Annotated in this window: 2 protein-coding genes and 1 pseudogene; 1 reads left to right on the plus strand and 2 read right to left on the minus strand. The window is 57.5% G+C overall.

Going from position 1 to position 3,977, the window contains the following annotated elements; translation table 11 throughout:
* Both B2R17_RS14350 and B2R17_RS14355 read right to left on the minus strand, forming a co-directional pair.
* Window positions 1-1,498 (minus strand): sulfatase (locus tag B2R17_RS14350; RefSeq protein ID WP_286764519.1); only part of this gene is annotated, 1,498 nt, incomplete at its 3' end.
* A gap of 159 nt (window positions 1,499-1,657) precedes the next feature.
* Window positions 1,658-2,698 carry a Gfo/Idh/MocA family protein gene (locus tag B2R17_RS14355; RefSeq protein WP_286764597.1) on the minus strand — a complete coding sequence of 347 codons (1,041 nt, stop codon included), beginning with the start codon at window positions 2,696-2,698 and terminating at the stop codon, window positions 1,658-1,660.
* A 79-nt stretch (window positions 2,699-2,777) separates the two neighbouring features.
* On the opposite strand from B2R17_RS14355, the pseudogene B2R17_RS14360 reads away from it, so the two are divergent.
* Window positions 2,778-3,977 (plus strand): annotated as a pseudogene (locus B2R17_RS14360) (transcription-repair coupling factor); the annotation flags it as partial.

Here is a 3,977-nt window from a genome sequence, read left to right on the forward strand (position 1 = left end):
AATCGGACGGTTGATTGGGAGCGATGCTCATGGGTGGGTTGCTGGGGTCGATCTTCTTGTGTTCCCAATACCATCCATCGGCCTTCTTTTCTAGAACGCGATGCTGGCTGTTCTTCGCCAGAGGTGCAGGATCCGAACGCACAAACTGTCTCAGTCGTTGAGCAGCATCCGCATGCTCGGCGTGCCCGATCAAGTTCTCGAATTCGTTTGGATCGTTGATGACGTCATAAAGTTCTTCGCTGCCATCGGCGTAGCGAATCAAACGATAACGTTCGCCCTTGATGCCTTGGTTGCCGGGGTTGTGATCGGTGATCGCAGGCATTTCGCGAATTTGATTGGGTGATTGAATCTGCGCGACCAAACTCAGGCCTTCGACATCCTTCGGGGCGGGCAATCCGGTCAGTTCCGCAAGCGTGGGATAGATGTCCAACAACTCTGCTGGCGACTGCGTTCGTCCATGAGCGATCCCGGGTCCCGCGAAGATCAACGGCACGTGGGTCGACCGTTCCCACAGCGTGTTTTTTCCGGTGACATTCTTTTCGCCCAAGTGCCATCCGTGGTCGCTCCACAAACAGATGATTGTGTTGTCGCGGTGAGGCGATTCTTCGAGTGCGGCAAGTACGCGGCCGACTTGGCTGTCGACAAAACTGATGCAGGCCAAATAGGAATGCACCAAGTTCTTCTGTTGGTCGTGAGCTTCCAACCAACTCATGCGAGGCTCGGGCAATTCCCAGTGCAGGTACCAACTGAACGGAGAACAATCGAGCCGGTCGTCGCTTCGATAAGGTGGCAACAGCAACGTTTCATCGTCGTAAAGTTCCCACCACTTCGGCGTGACGTGACAGGGAACGTGTGGCAGGAAGAAACCACAGCTCATGAAGAACGGTTCGTCGTCGGGCATCGCACTGAGCTTTTCTGTCACCCAGTCAGCCACAATGTAATCGCCTTTGTCCTCATCGCGGTGTTCGAACACGCCCCAGTCCATCAGCGGATGATCGCCGACCGGTGTCATCGGAATCAGCTTCTTGGGCGGCTTCACACCGGCGACTCCGGGCGGACCAATCTCATCGAATTCGGTTTTGTCGCGGCCGTAGCGACCGTGATAAACCTTGCCCGCGGAGTACGTTCGGTACCCATGAGCTTTGAAGTGTTGAGGCAACGCGACTCGATCTTTCCATTCTGGCAAATTACGAAACCAGGGTGCCAAGCCGTAGATGCCGGTCGTCGAAGGACGCAGCGAGAGCATCAAACTGGTTCGCGAAGAATTGCACAGCGGCGATTGGCAATGAGCGTTGGTGAACGTCATGCCACGTTCGGCCAACGCCTGCATCGCCGGCGTTTGGACTTGAGGATGCCCGCCCAGCGGTTCCACCCAGTCGTTCAAGTCGTCGATGCAAATCATCAAGACATTGGGACGACCGGATGACTCCTGAGCAAAGGACACAGAGGCAAACAGCGTCGGGGCAAGGACGACGCTCCAAACAAAAAGCTTGTTCATTTGGCTGGGGTGGGGCAGGGTGGGATGTGGGTGGAGAGAAGCGGAACATGTTCCAGTGCATCATTCAGCCATCGACTTTGCGTACGACGGACTTCCACGTCCGTCAAAAAGTCATTGGCACCGACGGACTCGAAAAGTCCGTCGTACGCTCCCCTACCGTTATAGCTGCACCGTCTTGCCCGTGCGTGCACTTTCGTAAATCGCGTTGATCAACGCCACACTTCGTCGGCCTTCGTTGCCATTGATTTGAGGGCTGTGTCCTTCGGTGATCGCATCAAGAAAATCGTTGAAGACGGCAGTGTGACCGTGGTGACCGATCGCGGACGGGTCGCTGGCACCGCCGCCCGTTTCGGTCATCCCCGCCATGCGTTTTCGGATGGCTTCGTCTTCATCGGTTTCGTTGGCGAATTCCCACTGGGTCAGGTCTTCTTCTTCCAGGATCGCGCTGCCTTCGCTGCCGCCGATCTCGATTCGCTTCAGCGCCCCGGGATAGGTCGTCGTGGTGGCTTCGATGACGCCCAACGCACCGTTTTTGAACTTCAACGTTGCGACGACGATGTCTTCCACTTCGATGCGTTCGTGAGTCATCGTCGATGCCATCGCGGACACTTCGCTGACGTCGCCCATCAACCACAGCAACAAATCGACGGAGTGGATGGCCTGGTTCATCAACGCACCGCCGCCGTCGAGTTTCCAGGTTCCTCGCCACGCGCCGCTGTCGTAATACTCTTGGCTGCGATACCACTTCACGTAGGCGTCGCCCATCGTGATTTTGCCGAACCGGCCTTCCTCAACCGCCTTTTTCATCAGCCGCGAAGATTCGTGGAAACGGCTCTGAAAGGTAACGCCCAGTTGCACACCGGCTTTTTCGCAGGCGTCGATGATTTGGTCGCAACGTTCCTGAGTGACCTCAAGCGGTTTTTCGATCATCACGTGCTTGCCAGCTTCGGCGGCCTGGATCGCTGGTTCAGCGTGAGCCCCGCTGGGCGTGCAAACCGAAACAGCACCGATTTCGGGATCGGCCAGCATTTCCTCGAGTTTTTTGAAAACGCGGCCGCCGTGTTTGGCCACGAACTCTTCGGCTCGCTCGGTGTTGCGGTTGTAACACCCCACCAAGTGTCCATTCGTGGAATCCGCGATGGCTTTGGCATGAAAATTGGAGATCATTCCGGCGCCGACGATGCCAATACCGATGCTCATGTTGTTTGTCTTTTCTGTACGAGGAAACAGGGTGGGGATCGCTGAGGTAGGCGAAAAACTACGATCAAGATACGTTTTCATGGCGGCCTTCGTCACCGGAGGCTGTTTTGCACCCCGATTTCATCCAGGTTCCATCGCCGTGCCCACCGCTTCGAAAAACGCTGCCCCGATGAAGCTGCGCTCCCTTCGCGATGTCCCGGCCATCCTGGACGCGAAAGTTGGGCTGGGGGAGGTCTTGGGGCGGACTCCCAAACGAAAGGCAAAGAAGTCGGACGGTCCGGTTCCGCTGGCGTTTTCGGGCGTTTGGGGCGGGATCCGAGGTTTGCTGGCCGCCACGCTGACCCGCCATCACCCACACGTGCTGGTCCTGCTCCCGCAAGCCGTCGACGCCGACATTGTCGCGGGTGATGTCTCATCATTCGGGATTGAAGACGTCGTCGCGTTGCCGCTGTCCGCCGGCGACGGAACCGGCAGCTCCATCCGCGACGCCGATTACGCAGCGCGATTGCAAGTGCTGCAGCGACTTCGTGCCCGCGATCAACATTCGCCCAAACCGCTGGTCGTGACCTCCTACATCGGAGCCGCCATCCAACGGGTGCCATCGGTTTCGAGTCTCGAAAAAGCGACCCGCGAATTGTCGGTCGGCGACATCGTCGATCCCGAAGACATCCGCCGTTGGTTGGCCGAAGCCGGATTCGCGGCCGTGACTGCGGTCCAGGTACCAGGTGAATTCGCCAGCCGCGGCGGATTGCTCGACGTCTATTCGCCTGATCAACCTCAGCCGATTCGAATCGAGTGGTTCGACGACGAAATCGAATCCATCCGCCGATTCGACGCTGCCACTCAGCGAAGCAGCGAAACGCTCAGCAAAGTCGAACTTGCCGCGATCGGAACCCAGCCCGTCAAAAGCCCTTTCGCGGAAGAAGAGAATAACGACGAACCGCTGGACCTCGTTGTCGATGACACCGTGGGCGCCGAAGCCACGATCGTCGACTACTTGCCGGAAGACACCGTGGTGTTGGTGATCGATCCATCGGATTGTCATCAATCGTCGAATGCTTTGCTCGCGCGAGTTGCCAAGACCGAACGGTTCGTTTCGATGAAGGAACTGCTTTCGGAATTGAAGAGCCACAAAGTCGTCACGGGCACGTCGCTGGCCGAAGGAGCCCCGACAGACGTCGTCGACTTGCACACCGCCAGCGCGGATAGCTTTGCAACGTCGCTGGATGAAACCAAATCGAAAGTCGACTCGGTTGCGGCGGGACACGAAGTCATCGAT

Source organism: Rhodopirellula sp. UBA1907 (genome assembly GCF_002337565.1).
Taxonomy (GTDB): Bacteria; Planctomycetota; Planctomycetia; order Pirellulales; family Pirellulaceae; genus Rhodopirellula; species Rhodopirellula europaea.

Excerpts from the sequence above, each read along its gene's own strand:
- B2R17_RS14355 (WP_286764597.1), bottom strand. The coding sequence starts at position 2,698 with ATGAGCATCGGTATTGGCATCGTCGGCGCCGGAATGATCTCCAATTTT.